Source organism: Variovorax sp. AC194, from assembly GCF_979257995.1.
The window spans coordinates 5,237,128-5,262,655 of sequence record NZ_OZ409823.1 but is presented as its reverse complement, the minus strand read 5'-3'; the positions used below and the strand labels follow the sequence as shown (position 1 = coordinate 5,262,655).

Genomic DNA, 25,528 nt, shown 5'->3' with positions numbered 1-25,528 from the left:
CTCCGTCGTTGTTGCCAAAAATGTAGCGCTTTGCGCAGGCGTAGCAAGCACTACATTCGAAGGTTCAGGCCGGCGGCGGCGCGGTCGCCGGCCATTCGATGCGTTCGAAGAGGCGCATGAGCCTCGCCTTGCGCGCCGGATTGAACTGACCGATCCACGCGATGTGGCCCAGCAGGTGGCCGCGAAAGTCGGTCGCCTTCGCGCGGTTCTGGCTGGCGGGGCCGTGCAGCACGCACTGATGCAGCACGGCTTTGAGGCGATCGAAGTCGGCGCGCGGCGTGTTCGCCTTTTCGTTCACGACCACGCCGGTCACGCGCTGCTGGCGGTGCTGCGGCATGCAGCGCACCTTGCGCGGATGAAGCGCGAAGCCTTCGTCGGCGGCGATGCCGTCGACCCATGCGCGCAGGGCGCTGAACTGCGACCGCAGCGATGCGGGCCCCGAGAACACGAGATCGTCCGCATAGCGCGTGTAGGTGGCGCCGAAGACCCACGCCAGCCCTTCGAGCCGCAGGTCGAGGCGAAAGGCGCAGAGGTTCGCCAGCGCGGGCGAAGAGGGCGAGCCCTGCGGCAGATGCGCGTCGGCCAGGCGCTTGGCGCCCATCCAGTCGAGCCCGCCGTCGTCGCGAAGACGATCGATCACCGCTGGCGACGTGCGGTGCGTGCACAGCGCGGTGAGCGCGCGCGCCACGCCGTCGGGATAGCCCAGCGTGCGCCACAGCGCATGCACGCGCGATGCGCGAACGCTGGGGAAGAATTCGCGCAGGTCGAAGCCGATCACCACTTCCTTGCCGACATGCGCAGCCGCGTGGCTCGCGACCGAGCGCTCCTGCACGAAACCATGGGCCGCCTCGTGCACGGGCACCCGCTGGAGCAGGTCTTCGAGGATGCGGCGTTGCACGCGTTTCAAGTCCGCCTTCGGGATCTCGAGCAGCCGCAGGCCGCCGAGGCGCTTGGGCTGCAGTTGGTAGCGGTAGTGCGATGCGGGGTGCGGGCGCGATGCGTCGGGCGCGCGGAAGGCCTGCGACGCGGCCGTGAGCCATGCAAGGCGGTCGGGTTCGAGCTCGAGCCACTGCGCGAGATCGGCCAGCGTGGGCAGGCGGGGCAGCGCGAAATCGTCCAGGCCCATCGGGCGCGGCAGCATTTCGGCAGGCCGCAGGATGAGCCGGCGAATGCGCGGCAATTCGTCCTGTTCGAAAGCCAGTTCCAGCGCCGGCGTGTCGAGGATCGTCTGGGTCAGGCCTTGCAGATCGGTGCGCTGCCATGTCGCGAGCGAACGTGTGCCGAGTTCTTCGGCCAGCAGTTTCAGCCACGGTGGATTGGCGCCCAGCGCGGCCTCGGCCCGCGCACGCAGCGCATCGGGCGCGGTGCCGCCCGGCTGCCTCGCATCGGCCAGCAGGGCGTGCGCGAGACCGCGTGCAATCCATTCCCTGTAGCTCGGTTCGCGCGTCATGAAGGCGATGAAGTGGAACGAGGTGGCAACCGGCCCTTCAACCAGCCGGTGATGCGCCAGCTGCGCTGCGCGACAGCGCAGTCCCGCTCACGCGCCGAAATGCGTACCCATCCATCCACCGCGGGGGTGCCCCGCAGCACAAGGAAAGCGATGAATCGCCTGCCTTGTCGAGTCTTGAAGGTCCGGTGCCGCGGCGATTGTTGCACGCGGTCCGTGACGCTCAGAGGTCGGTGCGCAGCTTCCAGATCTCGGGGAACAGCACCACGTCCAGCATCTTGCGCAGATAGCTCACGCCGCCCGTGCCGCCGGTACCGCGCTTGAAGCCGATCACGCGCTCGACCGTGGTCACATGGCGAAAGCGCCAGAGGCGGAAGGCGTCTTCCAGGTCGGTGAGCTTTTCGCCGAGCTGGTACAGGTCCCAGTGGTCGTGCGGGTTGCGGTAGACCGTGAGCCATGCCGCCTCGACGCCGTCGCTCGATTCATAGGGCTGCGTCCAGTCGCGCTCCAGCCGGTTGGCCGGCACCGGCAGCCCGTGGCGCGCGAGGAGCCGCAGCGACTCGTCGTAGAGCGATGGCGAGCGGTAGGCCTCCTCGACCTGCGCGAGCAGGTCGGCACGGTGCGCATGCGGCTTGAGCATCGCGGCGTTCTTGTTGCCGAGCGCGAACTCGATGCAGCGGTACTGCGCGCTCTGAAAGCCGCTGGAGTTGGCCAGGTACGGGCGCATCGCCGTGTACTCGGGCGGCGTCATGGTCGAGAGCACGGTCCACGCGCTCACCAGCTGTTCCATGATGCGGCTCACGCGCGCGAGCATCTTGAAGGCGTCGGCCAGTTTCTCGCCGGCGATGCAGCTGGTGGCGGCGCGCAACTCGTGCAGCATGAGCTTCATCCAGAGCTCGCTGGTCTGGTGCTGCACGATGAACAGCATCTCGTCGTGCGCGGGCGAGAGCGGATGCTGCGCGTTGAGGATTTCGTCCAGGTGCAGGTAGTCGCCGTAGCTCATGGACTTGCTGAAGTCCAGCTGCGCCTTCTCGTCGTGGACGATGTGCTCGGGGGATTTGTCGGTGCTCATGGTGTGCGCAGGCCGGTCATCGCCAGACGACGGCGGTATAGGAAACGCGGCCCATGCCGGACTCTTTCTTCGGATAGACGAAGCGCACGACTTCGCCGGTGCCCACGCTTTTGCGCTTGAACTCCTGATAGGTCTCTCCGCCCGGGATGCGGCCCTTGTCGGCCGGTGCGTAGCCCGCGCCGCGCGCTTCCTTCACCAGCGTTTCGAACGCGGCCTTGTCGGTCGTCGAGAGCTGGATGCTGTTCTCGCCGGCACGGCTTTCCACGTAGGTGGACTTCATGAGGTTCGTGGTCTCGCCGTCCACGAACTTTTCGTACTCGATCATGCTGACCTCCTCGGTCACGGTCTTGTCCCTGTAGGAGAAGCCCTGGCGCTTGATCTCCTGGCGGAAGGCATCGGGCGCCATTGCGGCGAGGGCCTTGAGTTGCGGCAGGGTGAAGGCCGGCTGCTGCGCGAAGGCCGGTGCGACCACGAGCAGGAGAACGAGCGAAGCGATGAATGCGATCAATCGGTGTTTCATGGGGCGGGCGCTGCTCAGGTCACTGCGTTCTTGCGGTTGAACTCTTCGCGCTTCCACTCGCCCGATTCGAGCACCTGCACGAGGTGTTCGACCGAGTTCCACACGTCCTCGAAGCCGATGTACAGCGGCGTGAAGCCGAAGCGCAGGATGTCGGGCATCTGCGAATCGCCGGCGCGGTAGTCGCCGATCACGCCGCGCGCGATCAGCGCCTGCACGATGGCGTAGGCGCCTTCTTCGCGGCTGAGGCACACCTGCGAGCCGCGTTGCGCATGGTCGCGCGGCGTGACGAGCGAGAGGCCTTGTCCCTTGCAGCGTTCTTCGACCAGCGCGATGAAGAGGTCCGTGAGCGCGAGCGACTTGGTGCGCAGCGCGGCCATCGCGCCCTGGTCCTTGTTGAAGGCTTCGGCGGCGAGCACGGTGTCCAGGCCGCACTCGAGGCCTGCCAGCGCGATGATCGGCTGCGTGCCGCAGAGGTAGCGGCCCACGCCCGGCGCGGGCCGGTAGTGCGGCGTGAATTCGAAGGGCGCCGCGTGGCCCCACCAGCCCGACAGCGGTTGCTCGAATTGGCCCGCGTGCCGGGTGTTGACCCATGCGAAGGCCGGCGCGCCGGGGCCGCCGTTCAGGTACTTGTAGCCGCAGCCGATCGCGTAGTCGGCGTTGCTGTCGTTGAGCGCAACCGGCACGGCGCCCGCGCTGTGCGCGAGGTCCCACACCGTGAGCGCGCCCGCAGCGTGCGCGGCGGCGGTGATGGCCTTCATGTCGTGCATGGCGCCGGTGCGGTAGTTGACGTGCGTGAGCATCAGCACGGCCACTTCTTCGTTCAGCACCGCGGGAAGTTCGCTCGCATCGATCAGCTTGAGCGTGAAGCCACGCTCGCGGCAGAGCGACTCGGCGATGTAGAGGTCGGTCGGGAAGTTGCTGCGCTCGCTCACCACCAGCTTGCGGCCGCTGTCCTTTTGCTGCGAGAGCGCGGCGAACAGCACCTTGTAGAGATTGACCGAGGTGCTGTCGGTGCACACCACCTCGCCGGGCGCCGCGCCGATGAGCCGGGCCACCTTGTCGCCCAGGCGCTGCGGCAGGTCGAACCAGCTCGCGGTGTTCCACGAGCGGATGAGGCCTTCGCCCCATTCCCTTGTCACCACTTCGGCGATGCGCGCGGGCGCGGCTTTGGGCAGCACGCCGAGCGAGTTGCCGTCCAGGTAGAGCACGCCCTCGGGCAGGATGAATTGGTCGCGCAGGGCGCGCAGCGGGTCTTGCGCGTCGAGCGCGCGGCAATCGTCAAGGGTCATGATGGGTTTTGTGGGGTCGGGGTTGGCGATGCTTCGGTCGTGGAACACCGCGGAACCGGCTTTGCCGGGCCGCTGGTGTTGCCCCCGGCGAGGGGGTTGGCGTAGCGACACGAAGTGCGCGAAGACTGGGGGAGATTCATAGACTGCGCAGCACGGCGCGAACGGGGGAGGCATCGGCGCTCACCAGCTTGAGCGGCAGCGCGATGAGTTCGTAGTCGCCCTCGGGCACGTCGTCGAGCACGAGGTTCTCGAGCACGCGCAGGTCCAGGCGGCGGATGCGTTGGTGGCTCTCCAGCGTCTTGCTGTCGGCCGGGTCGATGCTGGCGGTGTCGATGCCGATGAGCTTCACGCCCATGGCCGCGAGGCGCTCGACGGTGGCGGGCGCGTAGGCCGCGAGTTGCGGGTCCCAATGGCCGACGGGCATCGCGGCGTAGGTGCGCACCAGCACGCGGGGCGGCAGGTCGCTCGTGACCGCATGCGCGATGTGCTCCCACTCGATCAGTGGGCCCTTGGCGATCGCATGGATCACCCGGCAGGGGCCGAGGAAGGGCGCGAGATCGACATGGCCGATGGTCTGGCCTTCGGGGTCGTAGTGCAGGGGCGCATCGGCATGCGCGCCGATGTGGGGCGAGAGCTTGATCTCGCTGACGTTGACCGGGCAGTCCGGCGAAATGGTCGCCGCCCAGCGCTGCTGGTAGGGCGTGTCGCCGGGGAATACGGGCGCGCCTTCATGCACCGGAGGCGAGATGTCCCAGACGCGGGGTTGGGGTTGCAGAGAACGCATGGCGCGAAGTTAGCGCCGGGCGAGGGGTCGTGGTGTCGGTTATTTCCAACACACCACGTGACCAGATGATGTGGCTTCAGGGACCCAGCGATGAGAGCGCCAGGAGCCCGTGCCGGGCGCGCGCCCGCTCGCAGGCGTCGCTGCCGGACTGCAGCTCGTGGCACGGATTGGGGCGCCATTCGTAGATGGCGCAGGCCACCGACTGGCCGATCTTTCCGGTGAGCGCCGCGCAGCGCATCGGCGTGTGGTCGGTGCCGCGCATGCGGCAGAGGGCGTCGTTCACCTCGACCGCCAGGCCCGACGGCACGCGGCCGCCGTTGTCGTCGAGCTCATGCACGCTGAAGTCGACGCGGTAGGCGGCGCAGCAGGCGCCGCATTGCTGGCAAGGGGACACGCGCCGCGCCTTCTTCTTTTCTTCTTCAGGTGCTCAGAGCTTGCCGAGCAGCAGGAACTCCATCAGCGCCTTCTGGGCGTGCAGGCGGTTCTCGGCCTCGTCCCACACCACCGACTGCGGGCCGTCGATGACCTCGGCCTGCACTTCCTCGCCGCGGTGCGCGGGCAGGCAGTGCATGAAGAGGGCGCCGGGCTGGGCGATGCGCATCATGTCTTCATCGACGCACCAGTCGGCGAAGGCCTTGCGGCGCGCCTCGTTCTCGGCTTCGTAGCCCATGCTGGTCCAGACGTCGGTGGTAACGAGGTCGGCACCGCGGCAGGCTTCCATCGGGTCCTTGAAGACCTTGTAGCTGTCGCCCGAGCGGATGCCCGCGATCGACTGGTCGACCTCGTAGCCGCTGGGCGTGCTCACGTGCACGGTGAAGCCCAGGATCTCGGCGGCCTGCAGCCAGGTGTTGGCCATGTTGTTGCCGTCGCCCACCCAGGCCACGGTCTTGCCCTGGATCGAGCCGCGGTGCTCGATGTACGTGAAGATGTCCGCCAGGATCTGGCAGGGATGGAACTCGTTGGTCAGGCCGTTGATGACGGGCACGCGCGAGTGCGCGGCGAAGGTGTCGATCTTGGTCTGCTCGAACGTGCGGATCATCACGAGGTCGACCATGCGGCTGATGACCTTGGCGCTGTCCTCGATGGGCTCGGCGCGACCCAGCTGGCTGTCGCCGGTGGTCAGGTGCACCACGCTGCCGCCCAGCTGGTACATGCCGGCCTCGAAGCTCACGCGGGTGCGGGTGCTGGCCTTCTCGAAGATCATGGCCAGCGTGCGGTCGGTCAGCGGCTGGTGCTTTTCGTAGGTCTTGAACTTCTTCTTGATGATCGCCATGCGATCGAAGAGGTAGACGTACTCGTCGGCCGTGAGGTCGGCGAACTGCAGGTAGTGGCGGATGGTGGGCGGTGTCGTGACGGTCGTCATTGCGCGGCAGGCTCCGACAGGAAGTTTTTGACGATCGGCGCGAGGATCGCGACGATCTCGTCGGCCTCGGCAATGCTCAGGATGAGCGGGGGCACCAGGCGGATCACCTTGTCGGCGGTCACGCTCAGCAGCAGGCCGGCGTCGCACGCGCGGTTCAGGATCACGCCGCAGGGACGGTCGAGTTCGATGCCCAGCATCAGGCCCTGGCCGCGGATGTCCTTCACGCCCGGCAGGCCGCCGATTTCCCGCTCCAGCGCGGCTTTGAGGTGCGCGCCCACGGTGGCGGCGTTCTCCAGCAGCTTGTGCTCTTCCATGATGCGGATGGTTTCCACGCCGGCACGCATCGCGAGCGGGTTGCCGCCGAAGGTGGTGCCGTGGTTGCCCGGGCCGAAGATGTTGGCGGCCTTGGGGCCGGCCACGACGGCGCCGATCGGCACGCCCGAGCCCAGGCCCTTGGCCAGAGGCATCACGTCGGGCTTGATGCCCGCCCACTGGTGGGCGAACCACTTGCCGGTGCGGCCCATGCCGCACTGCACTTCGTCGATCATCATGAGCCAGTCGCGCTCGTCGCAGAGCTGGCGCACTTGCTTCAGGTAATCCACCCGCATCGGGTTGATGCCGCCTTCGCCCTGGATGGTCTCGAAGAACACGGCGACCACGTTGGGGTTGCCCTCGGTGGCTTTCTTGAGCGCCTCGATGTCGTTCAGCGGCACACGGATGAAGCCCTCCACCAGCGGGCCGAAGCCGGCCTGCACCTTGGGATTGCCGGTAGCCGACAGGGTGGCGATGCTGCGGCCGTGGAAGGCCGCTTCGTAGACGACGATCTCGGGGCGCTCGATGCCCTTGTCGTGGCCGAACTTGCGCGCGAGCTTCAAGGCTGCTTCGTTGGCTTCGAGGCCGGTGCAGCAGAAGAATGCGTTGGTCAGGCCCGAAAGCTCGGTCAGCTTGGCGGCCAGTTGCTCTTGGCCGGGCACGTGGTAGTAGTTGGAGCTGTGGATCAGCTTGGTCAGCTGGTCCTGCAACGCGGGCACGAGTTCTGGGTGGTTGTGGCCCAGCGTGTTGACGGCGATGCCGCCCAGACCGTCGATGTAGGCCTTGCCCGCGGTGTCCCAGACTCGGCAGCCCTGGCCATGCGACAGTGCGATCGGCAGGCGACCGTAGGTGTTCATGACGTGGGGCGAGGTGGGTTGGGCGGTAGCGCTCATTGGGTTCTCCAGATAGGGAACGCGGATTCTAGGCGTGCGATTTGACGGCTTCGTTGAGGATTTCGCATTACAGCAATGCCCCCGTTCAGGATGCAAAAAGTGCCCCGGATAGAATCTGTTGCTGCACCGCAGCACCCTGTCTTGGTCGCGCGTCGGTCGCCTCACTCAACGATGATTTCCCCCACTGCCAAAGAAATCTTCATCCAGGGCATCACCCGAGATGGCCGGACCTTCCGCCCCAGCGACTGGGCCGAGCGGCTGGCGGGCGTCATGAGCTCCTTCCGGCCCGGCGGCGCCTTTCCGGGCAGCTACCTGAGCTATTCGCCGTGGTGCGAGCCGACCACCATCAACGGGGTCAAGTGCGTGATCGTGAACCGCGACCTGCGCGATGCCGAGCCCATGGCCTGGGACTTCTGCGTGAACTTCGCCAAGGACAACGACCTGCAGGTCTCCGAGGTGTGCCCGGCGGCGCCCGCGCCGGCCGTGCCGAAGGCCGCGCAGACGCCGGTGGCGGCCGTGGTGCGTTCGGACCCCGCCGCACCGGTGATTCCCGTCGAGCCGCCCAAGGCCGACTGAATCGACAAACCGGGCCCGACAAACCGAGCGCCCATGAAAAAACCGCCCGAAGGCGGTTTTTTACACTTTGCTGCAGCGCACCCCGATCAAACGGCGGACTGGAGAATTCCGGTCCGGGCTTGCCTGACAGGTGTCAGGCGGCGGCCTTTTCAGGCGCGAGGGCGAGGGCCTTGACCTTGGCCGACAGGCGGCTCTTGTCGCGGGCGGCCTTGTTCTTGTGGAAGATGCCCTTGTCGGCGACGGTGTCGACGATGCTCTGGGCCTTCGCGAACAGTTCGCTTGCCTTGGTCTTGTCGCCAGCCAGAACAGCCTTTTCGACGTTCTTGACCGCGGTACGGTATTTGGAGCGCAGCGAGGTATTCGCAGCGTTGAGCTTGGTGTCCTGGCGGACGCGCTTACGGCCGGAGGCGAGGCGCGGGTTCTTTTTCTTGGGCTTGGCGGATGCCATGATTTAGTTCCTTAGGTGTCTGAGGATGATGCAGCAAAGCCCTCCATTATAGGCCGGGTCGGCTTTTCCTCCGAATCGGGCCTTTTCGGGCACTTTCGGGGCCCTACACTCGCCCCCGTGTCCCTGCTCAAATCCGCCTCCACCGTCTCTCTCCTGACCCTCGCCTCGCGCATCACGGGCCTCGTGCGCGACGTGCTCTTCGCCTCGGTGTTCGGCGTCAGCGCGCTCACCGACGCCTTCAACGTCGCCTTCCGCATCCCCAACCTCTTTCGGCGCGTTTTCGGCGAAGGCGCCTTCAGCCAGGCCTTCGTCCCCGTGCTGGCCGCGCGCAAGACCGAGGGCGGCGAAGCGGGCGCCAAGGAGCTGATCGACCACGTCGCCACGCTGCTGACCTGGACGCTTCTGGTGGTCTGCGTGGCCGGCGTGGTCGGCGCGCCGCTGCTGGTCTGGGCCATGGCCAGCGGCCTGAAAGGCTTCGACGCGGCCATCGTCATGACGCGCTGGATGTTCCCCTACATCGGCTTCATGTCGCTGGTGGCGCTGGCCGGCGGCATCCTCAACACCTGGCGCAAGTTCGCGGTGCCGGCGGCGTCGCCGGTGCTGCTGAACCTGGCGCTGATCTTTTCCATCGTGGTCGGCGCGCCGCTGTTCCGGCGCTATGGCATCGAGCCGATCTATGCGCAATGCGTGGGCGTGCTGGTCGGCGGCGTGCTGCAGCTGGCGCTGCAGATTCCGGCGTTGCGCGCCCTCAACCTGATGCCGCGCCTCGGCACGAGCTTCAAGGCGTTGCGCACCGCCTGGGCCGACCCGACCACCCGCAAGGTGATGAAGCTCATGCTGCCCGCCTTGCTGGGCGTGAGCGTTGCGCAGATCTCGCTGCTCATCAACACGCAGATCGCCTCTCACCTAGCGACCGGCAGCGTGACCTGGGTCGTCAACGCCGACCGGCTGATGGAATTTCCCACCGCGATGCTCGGCGTCGCGCTCGGCGTGGTGCTGATGCCGCAGCTGTCCAGCGCCCGCGCCGCCAAGGACGACGCCCGTTACTCTGCACTGCTCGACTGGGGTTTGCGCCTCGTGGTGCTGCTCTCGGCGCCGTGCGCCATCGCGCTGCTGCTCTTCGCGCAGCCGCTGGTCGCCGTGCTCTTCCACAACGGCGCCTTCGGCGACGAGGACGTCAAGCGCACCACGCTGGCACTCATGGGCTACGGCGTGGGCCTCGTCGGCATCGTGGCCATCAAGATCCTCGCGCCCGGTTACTACGCCAAGCAGGACACGCGCACGCCGATGCTGATCGCCGTGGGCGTACTCATCCTCACCCAGGTGCTCAATTTCTTCCTGGTGCCGGTGCTGCAGCATGCGGCGCTCACGCTCACCATCGCGATCGGCGCACTGGTCAATGCGACCTGGCTGCTGGTGGGCCTCATCCGCCGCGGCAGCTACGCGCCCGAGCCCGGCTGGGGCAAGTTCACGCTGCAGGTGCTGGCCGGCACGCTGGTGCTGGCGGCGTTCCTCGCGTGGGGCGCGCGCTATTTCGACTGGATCGGCCTGCGCGCGCAGCCGCTGCACCGTATCGGCCTGCTGGCCGCTCTTGTTGCGGGCGCCGCGCTGATCTATTTCGCCATCCTGGCGGCGGTCGGGGTGCGGCTGCGCAGTTTCATGCGCCGGTGAGCCGTGTTGGCCGTTCGGCCGCTTGGCAATACGCGTGTGTCCCGCCTTGACGCTCCCCGGATGCTCCTCTACAAAGACACATGACGTTCACATTTCAGGTCCCGACCGCTCTGGAATATTTCGAGTCGCTCGTCCGCAGCGATGACCAATTCCCGCTGCTCGAGGCCGCTGCCAGCCTGGCGCAGGACGAGTACCCCGAGCTGGACGTCCAGCAGGTCCTGGGCGACGTCGACCAGCTCCTGGCCCGCCTCAAGCGCCGCCTGCCGGCCGATGCCGCACCGCTCGCCCGGCTGCGCGCGCTGAACCAGTTCTTCTTCAACGACCTGAACTTCGGCGGCAACGTCAACGACTACTACGACCCCGACAACAGCTACCTGAATGCCGTGCTGCGCACCCGCCGCGGCATCCCGATTTCGCTCGCGGTGCTGTGGATGGAGCTCGCGCAAGGCCTCGGGCTGCAGGCGCGCGGCATCGGTTTTCCGGGGCACTTCATGCTCAAGGTCACGCTGCCCAAGGGGCAGGTGGTGATCGATCCGTTCACCGGCAAGTCGCTCTCGCGCGAAGAGCTCGGCGAGCGGCTGGAGCCGTACAAGCGCAGCAACGGCCTGGTCGGCGACTTCGACGTGCCGCTGGGCCTGTACCTGCAGCCGGCCAGTTCGCGCGAGATCATCAGCCGCATGCTGCGCAACCTGAAGGAAGTGCACCGCGCGCAGGAAGACTGGCAACGCGCCATCGCCGTGCAGGACCGCCTCATCGCGCTCCTGCCCAGCGCCTGGGGCGAGTACCGCGACCGCGGCATCGCGCACGCGGAGCAGGGCAACACGGCGCTGGCGGTGCGCGACCTGGAGGTCTACCTGACCAACGCCGAGGACGCGCTGGACATCGACGCCATCGCCGAGCGCGTGGCCGCCCTGCGCCGAACGGCCAACGGATGACCGCCGAGGCCGGCGTGAGTGGCGTTGGCGGCGCGGCGCCCGACCTGGGCACCCTGCACCAGTTCCACGGCGTGCAGCCGGTGCTGCCGGTCTCGGACGTTTCGCGGGCCGCGCGCTGGTTTCGCGACGTGCTGGGCTTCGAGCTCGATTTCATCGCCGGCGAGCCGCCCAGCTACGCGCGAGTAAAAAAAGGCGACGGCAGCCATGGCGATCCGGTCTACCTGCGCCTGTGGCAATGCAACACGCGCGGCACGCCGCCCTGGCGCGGCGAAATCGTCATCCACGTGGGCAAGGACATCGACGGCCTGCACGCCGCCTATGTGAAGCGCGGCGTGACGGTCGTCGAGCCGCCCGTCTCCCAGCCCTGGGGCCTGCGCGAATTCGCGATCCGCGAGCCCGATGGCCACGTGCTGCGCTTCTGCGGCTACCTGCCCTGAATTTTTGAAACACAAAATTACATCTGGACCGATGCGAACGTGTCGATCCCGCTTCCGTTCGTCCGACGTGAGTACAGGAGCACGCCAATTCAGCGGCTCCCGATTTCATCAACCTTCAGGAGAAACGACATGCGATTCATGATTCTGGTCAAGGCGAACAAGGATTCCGAAGCGGGCGTGATGCCCAGCACCGAGATCCTCACGGAAATGGGCAAGTTCAACGAAGAGCTGGTCAAGGCCGGCGTGATGCTGGCGGGCGAGGGCCTGCACCCCAGCGCCAAGGGCGCGCGCGTGCGCTGCGAAGGCTTGAAGCGCACCGTCATCGACGGTCCCTTCGCCGAAACCAAGGAGCTGCTGGCCGGCTTCTGGCTGCTGCAGGTCAAGTCCAAGGAAGAGGCCATCGAGTGGATCAAGCGCAGCCCCTTCCAGGAAGGCGAGATCGAGATTCGCCAGGTGTTCGAAGCCACCGATTTCGGCGATTCGATGACGCCCGAACTGCTCGCCCAGGAAGACCGCCTGCGCGCCGAATCCGCCAAGCGCACCGGCGCCGCCGGCTGAGCCCACCGCATCCCAAGGAGAAAACACCATGCGATTCATGATGCTGATGATTCCCCACGGCTACGAGACGGCCGCGCCCGGCACGATGCCCGAGGACCGCGAGGCGATGGCCGCGATGATGGCCTACAACGAATCCCTGCAGAAAGCCGGCGTGCTGATCAGCTGCGACGGCCTGCACCCGCCCTCGATGGGCGCGCGCGTGAGCTTTCCGGGAAAGAAGGCAAAGGTGGTCGACGGCCCCTTCGCCGAGGTCAAGGAAGTGCTCGGCGGCTACTGGGTCATCGAGGTCGCCTCGCGCGCCGAGGCCATCGAATGGGCCACGCGTTGCCCGGGCGGCGAGAACGAGGTCATCGAGGTGCGCCAGATCCAGGAGCTGGAGGATTTCTCGCCCGACCTGCAGGCCGTGGCCGAGGGCTTCCCGTCGATGCAGACGGTGAAGAAATAACAGCCTGATTCATTGTTCGCGCACGAGCCGGATGCCCACCAGCGTGTAGCGCGTGTCCGGCGCATTCCAGTTGCGGTAGGCGGCGCGCGCATAGAACGGCCAGGTGTGCCAGGAGCCCCCGCGGCGCACCCGCACCGTGCCTTCGGCCGGGCCCTGCGGGTCGTCCACCGGGGAGCGCGCGTAGTATTCCTCGCCATGCCAATCGGCCACCCATTCCCAGGCATTGCCATGCATGTCGTAGAGGCCCCAGGCGTTCGGCGCGAAGCTGCCGACCGGCGCGGTGAACGCAAAGCCGTCGTCGCCCTTGAGCGCCATTGGCGCCCAGCGCGGCCAATAGCCTGCGGTGCGCGCGTCGAACACGTTGGCCGAGCGCAGCAGCGATTGCGGACCGTCCCCCGCGCTGTAGCGCGTGCGGGTGCCGGCGCGGCAGGCGTATTCCCACTCGGCCTCGGTCGGCAACCGGTAGCGCCGGCCCTCGGACTTGCTCAGCCACGCGGCCAGCGCCTGTGCGTCGTTCCAGGTCACGTTGACGACCGGGTGGTCGTCGCCCTGCGCAAAGCCCGGGTTGCGCCAGGAGTAGCGCACGTCGCGTCCCTCGAAGGCATCGCCGCGGCGGGTTTTGGCTGGGTCGTAGTCGGCGCGCCAGCCGTAGCCTCCGGTGCCGTCGGCGACCGATTCGGGCACGTAGCCCGAGGCTTCGACGAAGCGGCGGAACTGGCCGACCGTCACCTCGTGCTGGCCCATCCAGAACGAGTGCGTGATGCGCACGCGGTGCGCCGGCCCTTCGTCACTCAGCTGGGTGAAACGCTCCTTCGGCAATTCGGGATAAGCAGCGGCCAGCGTCTCGGGCGCCTCGTCGCTCCCCATCGTGAATTCGCCGGCCGGCACCTTGACGAAGGCCATGCCCAGGCTGTTGCGTTCGACCTCGATCTCGGCGGCAGCCTGGGCGCAGCCCGCGATGAGGCACAGGATCAGGAGGCATCGTGTCATGGCCGCATGCTAGCGAGCGGGAAAGGAGCGGTCGAGTGAGCGCCGGCGACGAAGCCGCCATCCACCGCGCCATCGACGCCGTCTGGCGCATGGAGTCGGCCAAGATCATCGCCACCGTCGCGCGCATGGTGCGCGACGTGGGGCTGGCCGAAGAACTGGCGCAGGACGCGCTGGTCGCCGCCCTGGAGCAATGGCCCGGCGCCGGCGTGCCCGACAACCCCGCCGCCTGGCTCACGCAAGTGGCCAAGCACCGCGCGCTCGACCGCCTGCGCCACGGCCAGCTGGCCGAGCGCAAGGCGCCCGAGATCGGCCGCGAGCTCGACGCGCAGCACGAGATGGCGCAGGCCGATTTCGCCGAAGCGGTCGATGCGGCGCTGGACGACGACATCGGCGACGACCTCTTGCGCCTGGTCTTCACCGCCTGCCACCCGGTGCTCTCGACCGAGGCGCGCGTGGCGCTCACGCTGCGCCTCATGGGCGGCCTCACGACCGACGAGATCGCCCGCGCCTTCCTCGTGCCCGAAGCCACCGTGGCGCAGCGCATCGTGCGCGCCAAGCGCACGCTGCTCGAAGCGCGCGTGCCGTTCGAAGTGCCGCGTCGGCACGAACTCCAGGTGCGCCTGGCCTCGGTGCTGGAGGTGCTCTACCTGATCTTCAACGAGGGCTACTCGGCCACCGCCGGCGACGACTGGATGCGCCCCGCGCTCTGCGACGAGGCGATGCGCCTGGGCCGCATCGTGGCCGGGCTCGTGCCCGACGCGTCGGAGGTGCACGGCCTCGTGGCGCTGATGGAAATCCAGGCCTCCCGCACCGCCGCGCGCGTCGGCGCTTCGGGCGAGCCGGTGCTGCTGCTCGAGCAGAACCGCGCGCGCTGGGACCAGCTGCTGATCCGCCGTGGCCTTGCGGGCCTGGCGCGCGCCGAGGCGCTCGGCGCGCTCGGCCCCTACGCGCTGCAGGCCGCCATCGCCGCCTGCCACGGCCGCGCGCGCACCGCCGAGGAAACCGACTGGCCGCGCATCGCCGCGCTCTACGACGCGCTGGCCGAACTCGCGCCGTCGCCCATCGTCGAGCTCAACCGAGCGGTCGCGCTGTCGATGGCCTTCGGGCCGGCGGCGGGGCTGGAGGTGGTCGATGCGCTCATGGACGAGCCGGCGCTCAAGGGCTATCACCTGCTGCCGACGGTGCGCGGCGACCTGCTGGTCAAGCTCGGCCGCCGCGACGAGGCCCGCAGGGAGTTCGACCGCGCTGCCTCGCTCACGCGCAACACGCGCGAGCAGGCGTTGCTGCGGGCGCGCGCACGGGCCTGCACGGCCTAAGTCTTCAGTGCGGTGTTCGCTTCCGAGGGTGAGCCGGGCAGCCCGAACTGATGCCACGCCCGGCGCAGCTGCGTGTCGGAGCCGAAGCCCGAGAGCTCCGCCGCCCGCGTGACGCTCGCGCCCGACGACAGCGCCAACTGCGCCGCCGCGAGCCGCAGCCGCCGCAGATAGGCCAACGGCGCCACGCCCGCATGCTCCACGAAGAGCCGCGTGAGGTGCCGCGCCGAGGTGTGGGCGACCTGGGCCATGCGCGGCACGCTCCAGTCGGCCTGCGGCTGTTCGCTGACCGCGTCCTGCACGCGGTGCAGCGCGGCGTGCAGGTGGTTGCGGTAGGCGAGAAAGGGCGAGAGCTCCGGGTCGTGCGGGCCGCGCCGCAGCGCCACCACCATCGTCTGCGCCACCTGCGCGGCGAGCGCTTCGCCGCAGGTCTCGGCGATGCGGTGCAGCACGAGGTCCACGCCGGTCGTGACGCCGGCGCTGCTGTAGAGCGGCGGATCGATCACGAACACGCGGTTGTTCACCACGTCGCAGCGCGGCTCCACCGCGCGCAGTTCGTCCAGGTGGTGGTGGTGCGTGGTGGCGCGCCGTCCCGCGAGCGCGCCGGCGTGCGCCGCCAGCACGGCGCCCGCACAGACCGTGACCAACTCGACGCGGCCGCGCTCGAAGCGCTGGCCGCGCAGCCAATGCAGCAGGTCCTGCGTCTCGGGGTTGTCGATGGCGATGGTGTCGCCGGGCAGGCCGACCAGCACCACCCAGGCCGGCCCGTGCCACTGCGTGGGCAGGGGCGAGAGCCCGGCGAGCGCGATGCCGACCGAAGCGATGGACGTCGGCCGCGGGCTCGCGAATTCGATCGAGAATCGCTCGGGTCGCCCCGACGCCACCAGCCGCTGGTTCGCGATGCGCAGCGCCTCGGCCGGCCCCGCCCAGTCGAGCACGAGGCTGCCGGGCAGCAGCACGAAGACTACGCGGATGGGTGGCTGGTGTTGTGGGTCCATGCGTAGTCCATCTGGCGTGCGGTGCGCTCGGCCAGCGTGCGTCCGGCCAGGCGCTCCACGAGGTGCAGGCTCATGTCGATGCCCGCGCTGATGCCGGCGGAACTCACGATGCGGCCGGTGTCGACCCAGCGCACGTCGTCGCGCACGTCCAGTTTCGGGAACTGCGCGCGCAGGTCGGCGATGTCTTCCCAGTGCGTCGTGACGGCCTCCTGCGTCACCACGCCGCTCCTGGCGAGCAGGAAGACGCCGGTGCAGACCGAGGCGACGAGCTGCGCGCCGGCCGCGCAATCGGCGATCCAGCGCAGGGTTTCGGGGCTTGCCATCGGCGCATCGACCACGCCGCCGGGGACGATCAGCACGTCGGCGGCCGGGTCGCTTGCGATGGTGTGGTCGGCGAGCAGTTGCAGGCCGGCGCGCGCCTGCACCGGCTGGCCGTGCGGCGCAAGCGCGACCGAAGCGACGTCGAACGGCGCCGGCGTGCCCGGCTGCATGCGCTGGCTGACCCGGCTCGCGGTGGTGAACACCTCGAAGGGGCCGGCGAAATCCAGCGCCTCGACGCCGTCGTAGGCCAGGATCAGCACGCGCAGGGTGGTCATGCCGCCGCGCCCGCGCGTTCCAGCGCCTGCGCCACGCTGCAGATCGTCGCGAAGCGCCCGGCCAGCACGGCGGCGGTGCGCGACTTGATGTCGGCCGCCAGCAGCGGCCGGCCGTCGGGCTGCACCATGTCGAAGGTCAGCGTGGCGTCGGTCACGTAGTCGACCTCCCAGCCCAGGTCCGAGGCGTGGCGGGTGGTGGTTTCGCAGCACTGCTCGGTGCGGATGCCGCTCACGATCAGCCGGCGCACGCCGTTCTCGGTGAGCCAGATATCCAGGCCGCTGTTGACCAGCGCGCTGTGGCGGTGCTTGGTGAACGTGGCCGCCGCCTTGAAAGGCGCGAGCCCCTCGATGGGGTGGACATGGCCCGATTCGACGGCGAACGGGTTGCTCGCATCGCTGGGTTCGTCGACGTGGAAGATGCGCACGATCGGCAGGCCCGCCGCGCCAGCGCCTTCGACGAGCGCGTTCTGGGCGGCGAAATAAGGCGCCGCGACGCCATCGTTCCAGTAGGCGCGCTGGCGGAACGATTCCTGGGCGTCGATCACAATCAGACAGGTTTTCATGGCGGTGGAAGGCATAGTGAATGATGCCGCCTATTCTTCTGCGACCCCGGCCCCTGGTCCGCGCCGATGCGGACCAGAACCGATCAGATCAGGACATCGTTGTCCTGTGGCGCTGCCAAGCCGTCAGACCAGCGACGCGGCCTGCAGCTCTTTTTTCAGGTACGCGTAGTACAGCGGCGCCGCCACCAGCCCGGCCGGCCCGAACACCGCCTCGGCCACGAACATCACCGCCAGCAGCTCCCACACGCTCATCTGCGTGCGCGCGCCGACCACCTTGGCGTTGATCACGTACTCGGCCTTGTGGATCACGATCAGGAAGATCAGGCAGGCCGCCGCCGTGACGGGCGAGACCGACAGCCCCACTAGCGTGATCACCGAATTGCAGACCAGGTTGCCCACGATCGGCACCAGCCCGGCCAGGAAGGTGAGGGTGATCAGCGCCGGCGTGTAGGGCAGGTGCGCGCCCCAGAGCGGCATCAGGAACAGCAGGAAGATGGCGGTCAGGAGCGTGTTGAAGGCGGCGATCCAGAACTGGGCCGCGACGATCTGGGCGAAGGCCTCGCCGAAGGTCTCCACGCGCTGGTGCAGCTGCTCGGCCAGGGGCTTGCGCCGCAGCGGCGCGGCCGCGACGGCGGCGAGGCTCCCGACGATCAGCCCCACATAGGAAAAGAGCAGCCCGTGCAGCCAGGCGCGCCCGGCCATCGCGAGCGCGCCGGCCTGCGCGCGCAGGTAATTGGCGATCACGCGCTGGATTTCGGCGGCGCCTTCGGGCAGGTAGGTCGCGATGTCGGGCGGCAGCTTGGAGCGCAGCTCGAGCACGGTGCGGGCGGTGTAGTCGAGCAGTTCGCGGTACTGGTCGGGCGCATCGACGATGTACTCGCGCGCCTGCGACAGCCCCAGCGTGACCAGCGCGATCGGCGCCAGCAGCACCACGATCACTGCCAGCACACCGGCCCAGCCGGCGGCGCCGGAGCGCATGGCGGGGATGCGCAGCAGGCCCTTTTCGAGCAGGCGGGCGAGCCAGCGCGTGACCAGGAAGCCGATGCACACGCAGATGAGGCCGGGCAGCAGGTGCTCCCACATCACCAGCATCAGCGCGCCCAGCATCAGCAGGTAGCTGGCGAGCATGACGCCGCGCGAGGCCGTCGGCCGGACGATGGGCGCCGCGGGTGCGGCGGCGGTGAAGGAGGGTTGCGGCTTCTTGGCCATCCGGGATGCGGGTGCGGCTGCTCGGGAGGGAGTGCGGAGCCTGGGGCGATCAGCCCACGACCACCGCGGCGCCTTCGCCGCGCTCGGCGATGACGCCGATCTCGTGCACCTGCTCGCCCGAGGCGCGCAGCGTCGCGGCGCAGGCGGCGGCTTCGGCCGCATCAATGACCACGACCATGCCGATGCCGTTGTTGAAGGTGCGGTTCATCTCGATGTCGTCGATGCCGGCGACCTTCTGCAGCCAGGCGAAGAGCTCGGTCTGCGGCCAGCTGCCCTTCTTCAGGTGCGCTGCGGTGCCTTCGGGCAGCACGCGCGGAATGTTCTCCAGCAGGCCGCCGCCGGTGATGTGGGCGAGCGCCTTGATCGGGTGCTTGGCCAGCGCCTCGAGCACGGGCTTCACGTAGAGGTGGGTGGGCTCCATCACGGCTTCGCGGAAGGGCTTGCCGTCGAGCGTGGCGGGGAGGTCGGCGCCTGCGCGCTCGATCACCTTGCGCACCAGGCTGAAACCGTTGGAATGCACGCCGGCCGAGGCGAGGCCCAGCACCACGTCGCCGGGTTTGACGTCCTGGCCGGTGAGGATCTTCGATTTTTCGACCGCGCCGACCGCGAAGCCCGCCAGGTCGTATTCGCCGGCCGGGTACATGCCGGGCATTTCGGCGGTTTCGCCGCCGATGAGCGCGCAGCCCGAGAGCTCGCAGCCGCGGGCGATGCCGCCGACCACCGCGGCGGCCGTGTCCACGTCCAGCTTGCCGCAGGCGAAGTAATCCAGGAAGAAGAGGGGCTCGGCGCCCTGCACCAGCACGTCGTTGACGCTCATGGCCACCAGGTCGATGCCGACGGTGTCGTGCATGTTCCACTCGAACGCCAGCTTGAGCTTGGTGCCCACGCCGTCGGTGCCGCTCACCAGCACCGGCTCCTTGTAGCGCTTGGGCACCTCGAACAGGGCGCCGAAACCGCCGATGCCGGCCAGCACGCCCTCGCGCATGGTCTTCTTGGCCAGGGGCTTGATGCGGTCGACCAGCGCGTCGCCGGCATCGATATCGACACCGGCATCCTTGTAGCTGAGCGGGGTGGGCGTAGGGGAAGTCATGGGTGTGCGAAAGCCAACAAGAGAGCCCACAAGAGGCGGGGTGGTAGAGGCGCCGGCAACCGCAGCGGCCGGGCCGATAGAATTCCTGTTGATTTTAAGGGCCCCAGCGGCCCCCTCCATGAACCTTCCCGGGATGAAACAGCTCGCGCTCGATATCGGCATTGCGACGGGCCCCAGCTTCGACGCCTTTTTTGCCGGCCCCAACGAGGCGGCGCTGCGCCACCTGCAAGTGTGGGTGGGCAGCGCCGGCAGCCCTGCGCTGCATTCGCCGGTGCCAACCTATCTGTGGGGCGAAGGCGGCAGTGGCAAGACCCATCTGCTCGAATCGGTGCGCGTCGCACTGCGCGAGCAGGGCGCCAGCGTGGGCTGGCTGCACGCGGGCCTCCTGGAGCCGCCCGAGTTCGACGAGCGCTGGGGCGCCGTGCTGCTCGATGACGTGCACCTCTACACCGCCGTGCAGCAGCACGCGGCCTTCAACTGGTTCGTCAACGCCCAGACCCTGCAGCGCGGCGTGGTCGCCGCCGGCGCGCTGCCGCCGGCCGACCTGCCGCTGCGGGAAGACCTTCGCACCCGCCTGGGCTGGGGCCACGTGTTCCACCTGCACGTGCTGAGCGAAACCGAACGCCGCGCGGTGCTGCGCCAGGCGGCCGATGCGCGCGGCGTGATGCTGTCGGACGACGTGCTCGATTTCATGCTGCACCGCTTCAGCCGCGACCTCGGAAGCCTGATGGAGCTGCTCACGCAGCTCGACGGCTACGCGCTCCAGACACAACGCGCGATCACCATCCCGCTCATCCGATCCATGCTCGAAAACGAATAAGAAGAGCTTTCACAACCAATGATCAAGACATTCATCGACAAGCTGCTGGGCAAATCCGCCGGCGGCACACAGGGCAAGAGCCGCTTCGGCAAGCGCCAGGAGGTGCCGGCAGAGGTTCACAAGATCGATCCGGCCCTGGTCGACGAACGCGCCAAGAACGTGGTCACCACGCTCCAGCAGGCGGGCTACGAGGCGTACGTGGTGGGCGGCGCGGTGCGCGACCTGCTGCTGGGCCTGCGCCCCAAGGACTTCGACGTGGCCACCAACGCCACGCCCGAGCAGGTCAAGTCGCTGTTTCGCCGCGCCTTCATCATCGGGCGGCGCTTTCGCATCGTGCACGTGGTGTACGGCCGGGGCCGCGAACATGAAGTGATCGAGGTCTCGACCTTCCGCGCCTACATGGACAGCGCCGCCGCCGAGCAGGTGGCCGGCAACGAGCGCACCAGCAAGGGCGAACTCGCGAGCATGAAGCACGCCGTGGACGCCAGCGGCCGCGTGCTGCGCGACAACGTCTGGGGCCCGCAGGAGGAAGACGCGGCGCGCCGCGACTTCACCGTCAACGCCATGTACTACGACCCGGCCAACCAGGTGGTGGTGGACTATCACAACGGCATCAAGGATGCCCAGAAGCTCACGCTGCGCATGATCGGCGACCCGGTCACGCGCTACCGCGAAGACCCGGTGCGCATCATTCGCGCGATCCGTTTCTCTGCCAAGCTCGCGGCGCTGGGCTTCAAGATGGAAGCCAAGACGGCCGCGCCGCTGATCGAATCGAGCAAGCTCCTGGCCGACGTGCCGCAGAGCCGCATGTTCGACGAGATGCTCAAGCTCCTGCAGACCGGCCATGCCATCGCCACGGTCGAGCAGCTGCGCAAGCTCGGGCTGGCGACCGGCATCTATCCGCTGCTGGACGTGGTGGTCGAGCGTGCCGACCAGCCGTTCGTGAAGGCGGCCCTGCAGGACACCGACCGCCGCGTGGGCGAAGGCAAGCCCGTGGCGCCCAGTTTCCTCCTGGCCTGCGTGCTGTGGGCCGACGTGCGCGACGGCTGGGCCCAGCGCCAGGAAGGCCGCCACGGCCAGCGTCCGCAGCCGCCGTTCCCGGCGCTTCAGGACGCGATCGACGACGTGTTCAATTCGCGCATCGGCGACGTCTCGGGCCGCGGCAAGCTGGCGGCCGACATGCGCGAGATCTGGATGATGCAGCCGCGCTTCGACAAGCGCACCGGCTCCACGCCCTACAGCCTGGTCGAGCAGGCGCGCTTTCGCGCCGCCTTCGACTTCATGCGGCTGCGCGCCGACGTGGGCGAGGTCAGCGAGGCGATTGCCGAGTGGTGGCAGGAATTCAGCACCGCCGACGACGTGCGCCGGCAAGACCTCCTCGAGCAGGTGCGCGACGAGCAGAAGACCCGCCAGCGCGTGCGGGTGCGCGAGACGCCCCCGCCGCCCAAGCCCCGCAGCGAGCCGAGCGGCCGGCAGCGTCAGGGCGAGGCCCCGGCCCAGCAGGCCGAGGATTCGGAGCAGGACGAGGAAGTCGAAGTCGAGGCCGGCGCCGTGCCGCCCGATGGCGAGGCGCCCGCGGCGCGCAAGCGCCGGCGCCGCCGCAAGCCCCGCACCGGAGGTGGCGGCGGTGGTGGTGAGGGCGGCGGGAGCGCCGAGGGCGCATGAGCGCGTCCGACCAGCCGAAGGACGGCAAGAAGGCCTCCAAGTCCAGTGACAAGGCCAAGGCCGCACCGCCGCGCGCGGGCGGTGCCAGGCCCGCGCCGGCCGGCGCCAGAAAAGGGCCGCCCAGCGGTCCGCCCGCACGCCGTGCGCCCGCCCGTGCCCCCACGAGCCGCCCCCGCGGCCCGCGCGAGGACTACCCGACCGTGCAGGCCTTCGTCGCCATCGGCGCCAACCTGGGCGATGCCGAGGCCTCGGTGAAGGCCGCCATGGCTGCCATCGGCGCGCTGCAGCGCACCACGGTGACCGCCCGTTCGTCGCTCTACCGCAGCGAGCCGGTGGATGCCGAAGGCCCCGATTTCGTCAACGCCGTGGTGGCCGTGCGCACCGGGCTGGATGCCGAGCAGTTTCTCGTGGCATTGCAGCGCCTGGAGACGCAGGCCGGCCGCGAAAGGCCGTTCCCGAATGCGCCGCGCACGCTCGACCTGGATTTGCTGATGCATGGCAACTCGGTGATCGACACGCCCACGCTGACCCTGCCGCATCCCCGCATGCGCGAGCGCGCCTTCGTACTGAAGCCGCTCGCCGAGATCGCCCCCGACAAGGTGCCGCGCGCGGCGCTGGCACGCGTCACGGGCCAGGTGGTCAAGCGCATCGTCTGAAAAAGCGCACGGCAAGCGACATGCGTTGCCTTGCGCCGTCTCGGCGGACGGCCGACTGATTTCAGCCGATCCAGCGGCCGAGAAAAGCCGGCCGCCGGGACACAATCGCCGCGCCCGTTAAACTTCGCCGGTTTTTCATGAAGGTGTCATCCCGTTGTGGTTGGCACACCCCAGGAGTTTCCATGTTCGGCAAGCTGCTGCCCCGCGAGGGCAATTTCTTCGAGATGTTCAACCAGCACGCCGAGCGCATCGTGGAGGCGGCGAGGGCTTTCGAGCAACTCGTTGCCAACTACAGCGACGTGCACCTGCGGGAGCAGTACAACCGCGACGTCGACAACGCCGAGCGCGCGGCCGACCGCGTGACGCACGACGTCAACCGGCTGATCCACAAGACCTTCATCACGCCCATCGACCGCGAGCAGATCCACAAGCTCATCAACACGATGGACGACGTGGCCGACCTGATCCAGGACTCGGCCGAGACGATGGCGCTGTACGACGTGCGCCACATGACCGACGAGATCGTGCGCCTGACGGCCCTGAGCGTGAAGTGCTGCGACCGCCTGAAGGACGCCGTCAAGTTCCTCGGCAAGATCGCCGACCCGGCCGTGGCCGAGGCCGTGCTCAAGACCTGCGAGGAAATCGACCGCCTCGAGTCGGACGCCGACCGCGTGATGCGCAGCGCCATGAGCAAGCTGTTCCGCGAGGAGCCCGATGTGCGCGAGGTGATCAAGCTCAAGGCGATCTACGAGCTCCTGGAGACGATCACCGACAAGTGCGAGGACGTGGCCAACGTGATCGAGGGCATCGTCCTCGAGAATTCCTGAGCGGGTAGCAACCGATGGCAACGGTTCAGGTCGCCCTCTGGGTGGTGATAGTGCTGGTCGTGCTCGCGATCCTGTTCGACTTCATGAACGGGTTCCACGACGCCGCCAATTCGATCGCGACGGTGGTCTCCACCGGGGTTCTCAAGCCGGGGCAGGCCGTGGTGTTCGCGGCCTTCTTCAACCTGGTCGCGATCTTCATCTTCCACCTGAGCGTGGCGGCCACGGTGGGCAAGGGCATCGCCCAGCCCGGTGTGGTCGACGTGCACGTGGTGTTCGGCGCGCTCATCGGCGCCATCAGCTGGAACCTGGTGACCTGGTACTACGGCATTCCGAGCAGTTCGTCGCACGCGCTGATCGGCGGCATCGTGGGCGCGGTGATCGCCAAGACAGGCACCACGGGCCTGGTGGCCTCGGGCATCTGGAAGACGGTGGCGTTCATCTTCGTGTCGCCGCTCCTGGGCTTTCTCCTGGGCTCGATGATGATGATCGCGGTGGCCTGGGGCTTCCGGCGCGCCACGCCCTCGCGGGTGGACAGATGGTTCAGGCGGCTGCAGCTCGTATCCGCCGGCGCCTACAGCCTGGGCCACGGCGGCAACGACGCGCAAAAAACCATCGGCATCATCTGGATGCTGCTGATCGCGACCGGCTACGCCTCGTCCGGCGACGCGGCACCGCCCACCTGGGTCATCGTGAGCTGCTACACCGCCATCGCGCTGGGCACCATGTTCGGCGGCTGGCGCATCGTGAAGACGATGGGCCAGAAAATCACCAAGTTGAAGCCCGTGGGCGGCTTCTGCGCCGAGACCGGCGGCGCGCTGACGCTGTTCCTGGCAACGGCGCTGGGCATTCCGGTGTCGACCACCCACACCATCACCGGCGCCATCGTCGGCGTGGGCTCCACGCAGCGCGCGAGCGCGGTGCGCTGGGGCGTGGCGGGGAACATCGTGTGGGCGTGGATCTTCACGATCCCAGCCTCGGCCTTCGTGGCCGCGATGGCCTATTGGCTCAGCATCCAGCTGTTCTGACCGGCGGCTACTGCGAAATCTTTCGGCCTTCTTCGATCTGGTGCTCGAAGTAGCGCTGGAAGCTGAACACGATGCTGGCCATCAGGATCGTGCTGCCGAAGAAGAGCGAGAGCACCACGGCGCCGATCGTGAACCAGTTCGTCTGGCCCGGCGCGGCGTCTTCAGGGGCGCTGGTGTTGAAGCGGGCATTCCACTTCTCGGGCGCCATCAGCCCATAGACGATGGCTGTCAGCGCGCAGCCTGCGATGGTGAAACCCAGCAGCGGAATCAGCGCCCAGCTCAGGCCGTCGTCCACGCCGTACATGCGCACGCGCTCGATGCCATAAATGCCAAGCGCCGTCGGAATCGGCAGCAGCCAGCCCAGCAAATCGCCCATGCCGCGCAGGTAGAAGCGGTGCAGGCCCAGGGGGCCACCGAGGAAGGAGAGCCACGCTGCGGTAGTTTTGTTTTTCATTCGGGTTTTGTCGTGCTGCCTTCGCCGAGCACCTTTTCCATCAGGACCACGTCGCGCCATTCGCCGAATTTCCAGCCGCAGTCCTTCAGCACGCCCACGTGCGTGAAGCCCTGGGTGCGGTGCACGCCGACGGAGCCGGCGTTGGCTGAGTCGCCGATCACCGCGATCAGCTTGCGCACGCCGACGGCTTCGGCGGCCTGCGAGAGCGCGGACAGCAGCTTGGCGCCCAGACCCTTGCCGCGTGCTGACTCCGCCATGTAGATCGAGTCTTCCGCGGAGAAGCGGTAGGCCGGGCGCGGCTTGAACCAGTTGCAGTAGGCAAAGCCCAGCACCTGGCCGTCTTCCTCGGCGACCAGGTAGGGCAGGTTCTTGCCCAGCACGTCGGCGCGGCGCGCGGCCATGTCGGTGGCCGAGGGCGCCTCGGTCTCGAAGGTGCCCGTGCCGTGCAGCACATGGTGGGCATAGATGGCCGTGATGGCCGCGACGTCGTCGTCGCGGCTGGGGCGAATGGAGAGGGTCATGGGTGAAAAAGAGACGGCGCGGGGCCGAAAATTCGGAGAAAACGCGTAGCG

29 protein-coding genes are annotated in these 25,528 nt (G+C 68.2%); 12 read left to right on the top strand and 17 right to left on the bottom strand.

The window, feature by feature from the left end; genetic code table 11:
• Window positions 1-64: 64 nt before the first annotated feature.
• The 8 genes from ACZYRS_RS25110 to ACZYRS_RS25075 form a co-directional block, all read right to left on the bottom strand.
• Complete coding sequence (locus ACZYRS_RS25110) at window positions 65-1,450, bottom strand: reverse transcriptase family protein (RefSeq protein ID WP_463421416.1); 1,386 nt, start codon at window positions 1,448-1,450, stop codon at window positions 65-67.
• A 220-nt stretch (window positions 1,451-1,670) separates the two neighbouring features.
• Window positions 1,671-2,519 carry a tryptophan 2,3-dioxygenase gene (gene kynA, locus ACZYRS_RS25105; protein WP_463421415.1) on the bottom strand — a complete coding sequence of 283 codons (849 nt, stop codon included), beginning with the start codon at window positions 2,517-2,519 and terminating at the stop codon, window positions 1,671-1,673.
• Window positions 2,520-2,535: 16 nt separating this feature from the next.
• A complete protein-coding gene (locus ACZYRS_RS25100; protein ID WP_463421414.1) occupies window positions 2,536-3,039 on the bottom strand; it encodes a hypothetical protein in 504 nt (167 codons plus the stop codon).
• A 14-nt stretch (window positions 3,040-3,053) separates the two neighbouring features.
• Complete coding sequence (kynU, locus tag ACZYRS_RS25095) at window positions 3,054-4,331, bottom strand: kynureninase (protein ID WP_463422533.1); 1,278 nt, start codon at window positions 4,329-4,331, stop codon at window positions 3,054-3,056.
• A 133-nt stretch (window positions 4,332-4,464) separates the two neighbouring features.
• Window positions 4,465-5,112: an arylformamidase gene (gene kynB / locus ACZYRS_RS25090; RefSeq protein ID WP_463421413.1), complete on the bottom strand. Its 648-nt coding sequence runs from the start codon at window positions 5,110-5,112 to the stop codon at window positions 4,465-4,467.
• 76 nt (window positions 5,113-5,188) lie between these two features.
• On the bottom strand, window positions 5,189-5,506 hold the full coding sequence (locus ACZYRS_RS25085; protein WP_463421412.1) for a YkgJ family cysteine cluster protein: 318 nt from the start codon (window positions 5,504-5,506) through the stop codon (window positions 5,189-5,191).
• 33 nt (window positions 5,507-5,539) lie between these two features.
• Complete coding sequence (gene argF / locus ACZYRS_RS25080) at window positions 5,540-6,475, bottom strand: ornithine carbamoyltransferase (protein ID WP_198788197.1); 936 nt, start codon at window positions 6,473-6,475, stop codon at window positions 5,540-5,542.
• Window positions 6,472-7,680 carry an aspartate aminotransferase family protein gene (locus ACZYRS_RS25075; RefSeq protein ID WP_198788196.1) on the bottom strand — a complete coding sequence of 403 codons (1,209 nt, stop codon included), beginning with the start codon at window positions 7,678-7,680 and terminating at the stop codon, window positions 6,472-6,474. The genes argF and ACZYRS_RS25075 overlap by 4 nt, the downstream gene beginning before the upstream one ends.
• A gap of 171 nt (window positions 7,681-7,851) precedes the next feature.
• Here ACZYRS_RS25075 and ACZYRS_RS25070 point away from each other — a divergent pair, with 171 nt between their 5' ends.
• Window positions 7,852-8,256, top strand: coding sequence for a DUF3579 domain-containing protein (locus ACZYRS_RS25070; RefSeq protein ID WP_198788195.1), 405 nt, complete (start codon window positions 7,852-7,854; stop codon window positions 8,254-8,256).
• A 133-nt stretch (window positions 8,257-8,389) separates the two neighbouring features.
• Here the strand turns inward: ACZYRS_RS25070 and rpsT are convergent, their stop codons facing one another.
• Window positions 8,390-8,704: a 30S ribosomal protein S20 gene (gene rpsT / locus ACZYRS_RS25065; RefSeq protein WP_007831346.1), complete on the bottom strand. Its 315-nt coding sequence runs from the start codon at window positions 8,702-8,704 to the stop codon at window positions 8,390-8,392.
• 117 nt (window positions 8,705-8,821) lie between these two features.
• Here rpsT and murJ point away from each other — a divergent pair, with 117 nt between their 5' ends.
• From murJ to ACZYRS_RS25040, 5 genes are all read left to right on the top strand, one after another.
• Window positions 8,822-10,375 (top strand): murein biosynthesis integral membrane protein MurJ, encoded by a 1,554-nt coding sequence (murJ, locus tag ACZYRS_RS25060; protein WP_463421411.1) that lies wholly within the window; start codon window positions 8,822-8,824, stop codon window positions 10,373-10,375.
• Between the two features lie 80 nt (window positions 10,376-10,455).
• On the top strand, window positions 10,456-11,310 hold the full coding sequence (locus ACZYRS_RS25055) for a SirB1 family protein (RefSeq protein ID WP_463421410.1): 855 nt from the start codon (window positions 10,456-10,458) through the stop codon (window positions 11,308-11,310).
• A complete protein-coding gene (locus ACZYRS_RS25050) occupies window positions 11,307-11,747 on the top strand; it encodes a bleomycin resistance protein (protein ID WP_463421409.1) in 441 nt (146 codons plus the stop codon). The genes ACZYRS_RS25055 and ACZYRS_RS25050 overlap by 4 nt, the downstream gene beginning before the upstream one ends.
• Window positions 11,748-11,876: 129 nt before the next feature.
• The gene (locus ACZYRS_RS25045) at window positions 11,877-12,305 is read left to right on the top strand and encodes a YciI family protein (RefSeq protein ID WP_198788191.1); all 429 of its coding nucleotides are present in this window, start codon (window positions 11,877-11,879) and stop codon (window positions 12,303-12,305) included.
• A 28-nt stretch (window positions 12,306-12,333) separates the two neighbouring features.
• A complete protein-coding gene (locus ACZYRS_RS25040) occupies window positions 12,334-12,750 on the top strand; it encodes a YciI family protein (protein WP_198788190.1) in 417 nt (138 codons plus the stop codon).
• Between the two features lie 9 nt (window positions 12,751-12,759).
• Here ACZYRS_RS25040 and ACZYRS_RS25035 read toward each other — a convergent pair whose 3' ends face one another.
• The gene (locus ACZYRS_RS25035) at window positions 12,760-13,740 is read right to left on the bottom strand and encodes a formylglycine-generating enzyme family protein (RefSeq protein ID WP_463421408.1); all 981 of its coding nucleotides are present in this window, start codon (window positions 13,738-13,740) and stop codon (window positions 12,760-12,762) included.
• A gap of 89 nt (window positions 13,741-13,829) precedes the next feature.
• Between ACZYRS_RS25035 and ACZYRS_RS25030 the strand changes: the two genes are divergently transcribed.
• Window positions 13,830-15,056, top strand: coding sequence for an RNA polymerase sigma factor (locus ACZYRS_RS25030; RefSeq protein WP_463422532.1), 1,227 nt, complete (start codon window positions 13,830-13,832; stop codon window positions 15,054-15,056).
• Here the strand turns inward: ACZYRS_RS25030 and ACZYRS_RS25025 are convergent.
• The 5 genes from ACZYRS_RS25025 to purM form a co-directional block, all read right to left on the bottom strand.
• Complete coding sequence (locus ACZYRS_RS25025; protein WP_463421407.1) at window positions 15,053-16,051, bottom strand: GlxA family transcriptional regulator; 999 nt, start codon at window positions 16,049-16,051, stop codon at window positions 15,053-15,055. The two genes, ACZYRS_RS25030 and ACZYRS_RS25025, sit on opposite strands and share 4 nt — an antisense overlap.
• Entirely contained in the window at window positions 16,018-16,647 is a 630-nt protein-coding gene (locus ACZYRS_RS25020) for a DJ-1/PfpI family protein (RefSeq protein WP_463421406.1), read from the bottom strand. Before ACZYRS_RS25020 ends, ACZYRS_RS25025 begins: the two co-directional genes overlap by 34 nt.
• On the bottom strand, window positions 16,644-17,210 hold the full coding sequence (locus ACZYRS_RS25015; protein ID WP_463421405.1) for a cysteine hydrolase family protein: 567 nt from the start codon (window positions 17,208-17,210) through the stop codon (window positions 16,644-16,646). The genes ACZYRS_RS25020 and ACZYRS_RS25015 overlap by 4 nt, the downstream gene beginning before the upstream one ends.
• Before the next feature lie 123 nt (window positions 17,211-17,333).
• Window positions 17,334-18,419: an AI-2E family transporter gene (locus ACZYRS_RS25010; protein WP_463421404.1), complete on the bottom strand. Its 1,086-nt coding sequence runs from the start codon at window positions 18,417-18,419 to the stop codon at window positions 17,334-17,336.
• 49 nt (window positions 18,420-18,468) lie between these two features.
• The gene (gene purM / locus ACZYRS_RS25005) at window positions 18,469-19,509 is read right to left on the bottom strand and encodes a phosphoribosylformylglycinamidine cyclo-ligase (protein WP_463421403.1); all 1,041 of its coding nucleotides are present in this window, start codon (window positions 19,507-19,509) and stop codon (window positions 18,469-18,471) included.
• A gap of 133 nt (window positions 19,510-19,642) precedes the next feature.
• On the opposite strand from purM, the gene hda reads away from it, so the two are divergent.
• The 5 genes from hda to ACZYRS_RS24980 all read left to right on the top strand — a co-directional run bounded on the left by hda (window position 19,643) and on the right by ACZYRS_RS24980 (window position 24,502).
• Window positions 19,643-20,329, top strand: a complete 687-nt coding sequence (gene hda / locus ACZYRS_RS25000; RefSeq protein WP_332875280.1) for a DnaA regulatory inactivator Hda — start codon at window positions 19,643-19,645, stop codon at window positions 20,327-20,329.
• Window positions 20,330-20,347: 18 nt separating this feature from the next.
• Window positions 20,348-21,994, top strand: coding sequence for a polynucleotide adenylyltransferase PcnB (gene pcnB, locus ACZYRS_RS24995; protein WP_463421402.1), 1,647 nt, complete (start codon window positions 20,348-20,350; stop codon window positions 21,992-21,994).
• On the top strand, window positions 21,991-22,650 hold the full coding sequence (folK, locus tag ACZYRS_RS24990) for a 2-amino-4-hydroxy-6-hydroxymethyldihydropteridine diphosphokinase (RefSeq protein WP_463421401.1): 660 nt from the start codon (window positions 21,991-21,993) through the stop codon (window positions 22,648-22,650). The genes pcnB and folK overlap by 4 nt, the downstream gene beginning before the upstream one ends.
• 182 nt (window positions 22,651-22,832) lie before the next feature.
• Window positions 22,833-23,477, top strand: a complete 645-nt coding sequence (locus ACZYRS_RS24985; protein WP_124463399.1) for a DUF47 domain-containing protein — start codon at window positions 22,833-22,835, stop codon at window positions 23,475-23,477.
• A gap of 14 nt (window positions 23,478-23,491) precedes the next feature.
• Window positions 23,492-24,502: an anion permease gene (locus ACZYRS_RS24980; RefSeq protein ID WP_463421400.1), complete on the top strand. Its 1,011-nt coding sequence runs from the start codon at window positions 23,492-23,494 to the stop codon at window positions 24,500-24,502.
• Between the two features lie 7 nt (window positions 24,503-24,509).
• On the opposite strand, the gene ACZYRS_RS24975 is transcribed toward ACZYRS_RS24980, so the two are convergent.
• Both ACZYRS_RS24975 and ACZYRS_RS24970 read right to left on the bottom strand, forming a co-directional pair.
• Window positions 24,510-24,956, bottom strand: a complete 447-nt coding sequence (locus ACZYRS_RS24975; RefSeq protein ID WP_013540076.1) for a TM2 domain-containing protein — start codon at window positions 24,954-24,956, stop codon at window positions 24,510-24,512.
• Window positions 24,953-25,477 carry an N-acetyltransferase family protein gene (locus ACZYRS_RS24970; protein WP_463421399.1) on the bottom strand — a complete coding sequence of 175 codons (525 nt, stop codon included), beginning with the start codon at window positions 25,475-25,477 and terminating at the stop codon, window positions 24,953-24,955. The genes ACZYRS_RS24975 and ACZYRS_RS24970 overlap by 4 nt, the downstream gene beginning before the upstream one ends.
• Between the last annotated feature and the right edge of the window lie 51 nt (window positions 25,478-25,528).

What these genes read in the sequence shown, in the direction of transcription:
- ACZYRS_RS25110 (WP_463421416.1), bottom strand. Translation starts at nt 1,450, where the DNA reads ATGACGCGCGAACCGAGCTACAGGGAATGGATTGCACGCGGTCTCGCG.
- kynA (WP_463421415.1), bottom strand. Translation starts at nt 2,519, where the DNA reads ATGAGCACCGACAAATCCCCCGAGCACATCGTCCACGACGAGAAGGCG.
- ACZYRS_RS25100 (WP_463421414.1), bottom strand. Translation starts at nt 3,039, where the DNA reads ATGAAACACCGATTGATCGCATTCATCGCTTCGCTCGTTCTCCTGCTC.
- kynB (WP_463421413.1), bottom strand. Translation starts at nt 5,112, where the DNA reads ATGCGTTCTCTGCAACCCCAACCCCGCGTCTGGGACATCTCGCCTCCG.
- argF (WP_198788197.1), bottom strand. Translation starts at nt 6,475, where the DNA reads ATGACGACCGTCACGACACCGCCCACCATCCGCCACTACCTGCAGTTC.
- ACZYRS_RS25075 (WP_198788196.1), bottom strand. Translation starts at nt 7,680, where the DNA reads ATGAGCGCTACCGCCCAACCCACCTCGCCCCACGTCATGAACACCTAC.
- ACZYRS_RS25070 (WP_198788195.1), top strand. Translation starts at nt 7,852, where the DNA reads ATGATTTCCCCCACTGCCAAAGAAATCTTCATCCAGGGCATCACCCGA.
- rpsT (WP_007831346.1), bottom strand. Translation starts at nt 8,704, where the DNA reads ATGGCATCCGCCAAGCCCAAGAAAAAGAACCCGCGCCTCGCCTCCGGC.
- ACZYRS_RS25055 (WP_463421410.1), top strand. Translation starts at nt 10,456, where the DNA reads ATGACGTTCACATTTCAGGTCCCGACCGCTCTGGAATATTTCGAGTCG.
- ACZYRS_RS25050 (WP_463421409.1), top strand. Translation starts at nt 11,307, where the DNA reads ATGACCGCCGAGGCCGGCGTGAGTGGCGTTGGCGGCGCGGCGCCCGAC.
- ACZYRS_RS25045 (WP_198788191.1), top strand. Translation starts at nt 11,877, where the DNA reads ATGCGATTCATGATTCTGGTCAAGGCGAACAAGGATTCCGAAGCGGGC.
- ACZYRS_RS25040 (WP_198788190.1), top strand. Translation starts at nt 12,334, where the DNA reads ATGCGATTCATGATGCTGATGATTCCCCACGGCTACGAGACGGCCGCG.
- ACZYRS_RS25035 (WP_463421408.1), bottom strand. Translation starts at nt 13,740, where the DNA reads ATGACACGATGCCTCCTGATCCTGTGCCTCATCGCGGGCTGCGCCCAG.
- ACZYRS_RS25030 (WP_463422532.1), top strand. Translation starts at nt 13,830, where the DNA reads ATGGAGTCGGCCAAGATCATCGCCACCGTCGCGCGCATGGTGCGCGAC.
- ACZYRS_RS25025 (WP_463421407.1), bottom strand. Translation starts at nt 16,051, where the DNA reads ATGGACCCACAACACCAGCCACCCATCCGCGTAGTCTTCGTGCTGCTG.
- ACZYRS_RS25020 (WP_463421406.1), bottom strand. Translation starts at nt 16,647, where the DNA reads ATGACCACCCTGCGCGTGCTGATCCTGGCCTACGACGGCGTCGAGGCG.
- ACZYRS_RS25015 (WP_463421405.1), bottom strand. Translation starts at nt 17,210, where the DNA reads ATGAAAACCTGTCTGATTGTGATCGACGCCCAGGAATCGTTCCGCCAG.
- ACZYRS_RS25010 (WP_463421404.1), bottom strand. Translation starts at nt 18,419, where the DNA reads ATGGCCAAGAAGCCGCAACCCTCCTTCACCGCCGCCGCACCCGCGGCG.
- purM (WP_463421403.1), bottom strand. Translation starts at nt 19,509, where the DNA reads ATGACTTCCCCTACGCCCACCCCGCTCAGCTACAAGGATGCCGGTGTC.
- hda (WP_332875280.1), top strand. Translation starts at nt 19,643, where the DNA reads ATGAAACAGCTCGCGCTCGATATCGGCATTGCGACGGGCCCCAGCTTC.
- pcnB (WP_463421402.1), top strand. Translation starts at nt 20,348, where the DNA reads ATGATCAAGACATTCATCGACAAGCTGCTGGGCAAATCCGCCGGCGGC.
- folK (WP_463421401.1), top strand. Translation starts at nt 21,991, where the DNA reads ATGAGCGCGTCCGACCAGCCGAAGGACGGCAAGAAGGCCTCCAAGTCC.
- ACZYRS_RS24985 (WP_124463399.1), top strand. Translation starts at nt 22,833, where the DNA reads ATGTTCGGCAAGCTGCTGCCCCGCGAGGGCAATTTCTTCGAGATGTTC.
- ACZYRS_RS24980 (WP_463421400.1), top strand. Translation starts at nt 23,492, where the DNA reads ATGGCAACGGTTCAGGTCGCCCTCTGGGTGGTGATAGTGCTGGTCGTG.
- ACZYRS_RS24975 (WP_013540076.1), bottom strand. Translation starts at nt 24,956, where the DNA reads ATGAAAAACAAAACTACCGCAGCGTGGCTCTCCTTCCTCGGTGGCCCC.
- ACZYRS_RS24970 (WP_463421399.1), bottom strand. Translation starts at nt 25,477, where the DNA reads ATGACCCTCTCCATTCGCCCCAGCCGCGACGACGACGTCGCGGCCATC.